This window comes from Paraglaciecola sp., assembly GCF_051252315.1.
GTDB lineage: Bacteria > Pseudomonadota > Gammaproteobacteria > Enterobacterales > Alteromonadaceae > Paraglaciecola.
Window position 1 is genome coordinate 1 of record NZ_JBPOFP010000223.1, and the last position, 3167, is coordinate 3167.

Annotated in this window: 1 protein-coding gene; it reads right to left on the reverse strand. The window is 38.6% G+C overall.

Features of this window, described 5'->3' with window-relative positions; all coding sequences use genetic code 11:
* Positions 1-266: 266 nt before the first annotated feature.
* Positions 267-2870, reverse strand: a complete 2604-nt coding sequence (locus ACSHXM_RS21410) for a TonB-dependent receptor plug domain-containing protein (RefSeq protein WP_435692387.1) — start codon at positions 2868-2870, stop codon at positions 267-269.
* Positions 2871-3167: the final 297 nt, after the last annotated feature.

The following is a 3167-nucleotide window of genomic DNA, read 5'->3' on the forward strand; positions in this document are numbered from 1 at the left end:
GGTCATATTGAGCTACTTTAAGCGCTATCCTTCCTAAACCCAAATATGCTTCACCTTGTTGCGGGTTTGAATACAAAATATTTTGATAGATCTTCTTTGCATTAACTAAATCCCCTTTCGCGAGTAAACTTGCTGCCAATTTTAAATCCGACAATAAATGAGCCCTCAATAATGAATATTAAAATCAACAAAGATTTCAATATTTTTAACGATTTATAAAAAAGCCTGACCAAATTGGCCAGGCTATAATTTTAACCTACTAACTATTAGAAGTTATACGTCGCATTGACATAATAAAGGCCACCATTAAATCCAAATGGAGAGGTTTCATAATACACGCCGCCCCAATTGTTGTTTGGAATACCTTGAGACGCTGGAATATTGATTCTAGTTGCTTCTTGATCAAATATGTTTTGTGCTCCTGCACTCAACGTAATGGATTCGTTTAAGAAATAACTAACTTCGAAATCAACGGTAACAGCAGAGTCTGCCGTTATCGCTGTCGCATCATAGTCTACGTGTACGCCTTGATATTCACCGTAGTAGTTAACACGAGTAAACATAGAAACTTCTTCCCATGCTTGAGCCCAAGTGAACGTACCACGATGATTAGGTAAATCTTCTTCTAAACGTTTTACTTTAAAATCACCAGTAATAGCAGAGAACTTAGTGACTTCTGTGTCATTCCAGTTATACGCCAAACTAAAGGTCGCATCACCTTCAAAAAGGTCAGCTGAATAGTTGGCAACAACATCAACCCCTTTGGTTGTTGTATCAAAGTCATTTGTAAAGAAACTAACCTGCTGCAAGCTATCAACATTAGCCACGCCTGCTGCTTTTAGCGCCAGTTTATTAGATTCAGATAACGTGATCTTATCTGATTGACTGATACGATCTTCAACATCGATACTATAAAAATCTACAGTCATGAAGAAGTTGTCGTATGTGTAAATGGCACCTAAAGTGAAGCTTTGAGACTCTTCTGGTTGTAACTCTGTACCGCCTAACTCAACAGATATTGGATTCGTTGGTGGTAATAAAGCAGAATCAACTAATACGCCGCCATCAAGACTCGTCTGAACGTTACTAACATTGGCTTGACCCACTGTTGGCGCTCTAAAGCCTGAACTAATGGAACTACGTAGTGATAGATCATCTGTCACGTTTAATTGTGCAGAAAACTTATAGTTTGTTGTGGAACCAAAAGTATCATAATCTTCAAATCGTAGCGCACCCCCTAATAATAAAGACTCAGTAACTTGGGCTTCAACGTCAACATAACCGGCATAGTTACGACGAGTTGATGTTCCACCATCTGCTGGTTTAAATCCTGGGAAACCGTTTGAACCAATACCAAATTTTTGAGAAGTTAAAGGTCCTGCCGTGAATGAAGCTTCATCACCAACAACTACTTGGAACGACTCTTCACGCCATTCTAAGCCACCTGCAACGTTAACTTCTTCGTATAAGCCCATGTCTACTAACTTAGAAATATCAGCGTTAAAGCTCTTCTCTAACTGTATATAACTACCAGGCTTAAAGTCACGTGGAGTATCAGGCCCTAAAGAGGCATTTATTGTGTTATAGATAACAAAATTTGATTCACTGCGACCTACTGAACCACTTAAGTCGTAAAGGGCTCCTTCTAAGACCCCACCTTTAAGCTCGCCTTTTGTACCAATTGTTAATGAAGTATCTGTTATATTCCCACCAAAGTTAGGAGTAAAACCTTCTGGTAAAATTTCATTAAACGCAAAACAGTTTGCATCGTTTTGAACGCCGTCTATGTAATCTTGTTGAGACGTAACATTAGCTGATGTAATGGGGATAACTGGGCAATCAATGCCATCACCAAGACCTAAACCATCATTAACTTGTCCAACAGGACCAGGTGTTAAATCTGCAATTAACAAAGTGGCGCCATCATCCACAGAATAAACCGTGCCACGCGTATGTGGGTTTCTGTAGTAAAAACCACCTCTTACGTCACGTTCAGAGTAGTTACCAAACATGTAAAATTCTTTATCGTTACCAAGATCTAGTCCAACATTACCAAATAAAGTAATGTCATCATTTATCTCTGGGGAACCCCAGATTTGCGCTGGATTCGCTACATTTAAGCCCGCTTCACCAAATGCCTGAGCATCAGGGCGTTGCACACTTCGACTAGTGGCATCAACATTTTTATACTGAAAACTTAAGTTGGCAAAGCCATCTCGAGTTAAAGGCATTCCAACATTACCAGATACTTCAGTTGACGTACCATCACCTTCGTAATATTCACCACGACGCACTGCAAGAGAGCCGCCTTCAGCATCGTCTTTTAGTACAAAGTTCATAACACCAGCAATAGCATCTGAACCGTATTGTGCTGCCGCACCATCTCGTAATACTTCTACTTGTTTAAGAGCGATACTAGGAATAACTGAGATATCAGGTCCTTGAGCACCGTCATTTATCCCACCACCTAAAAATGCAATAACTGATGAACGATGTCTTCTCTTACCGTTTAATAATATTAAAGTGCTATCTGCTGGTAACCCACGAAGGTTAGCAGGACGAACCAATGAAGCTGCATCACTGATTGGATTTGAGTGTACATTCAATGAAGGTACAGTACCTTTTAATATTTCTAACATGTCAGTATTACCTGACTTAGCTAATTCATCTGCACCAATAATATCGATGGGAACCGGAGAATCTCCGATTGAGCGAGGAGCAGCCCTAGAGCCAACTACGGCAATTTTTTCGATAGATGCGGCTTCTTCTTGAGCAAAAGCGGGTGTAACTGCAGACACTGAACCTAATGTAACTGAAGCAGCTACAACGTATCTGATACTTTTAGCGAGTTTTGTAATAGATGTGTTCATTTAAATTCCCATATATTATATTTTTGTGTGCGTAAACTTCTGAATTTTTACGTGAGGGTTAAATCTGAGTAACCTCTACATGATTCATTCAAAAGAATTCCCCTGAAAATTTGGCATAATAATTTTGCCAATTACCATCATATATACCCAACAAACTGAAATACAATTAATTTGCGCTAAAACTAGGTATTTTTGCTTTAAATGTAAATAAGTAGCCTATTTTTTAACGTTAAATTTAAAATAAAAGTATGTTTATTTTGATATAATTCAGGTTTTTGACTGAAAATCAAGTTTGTA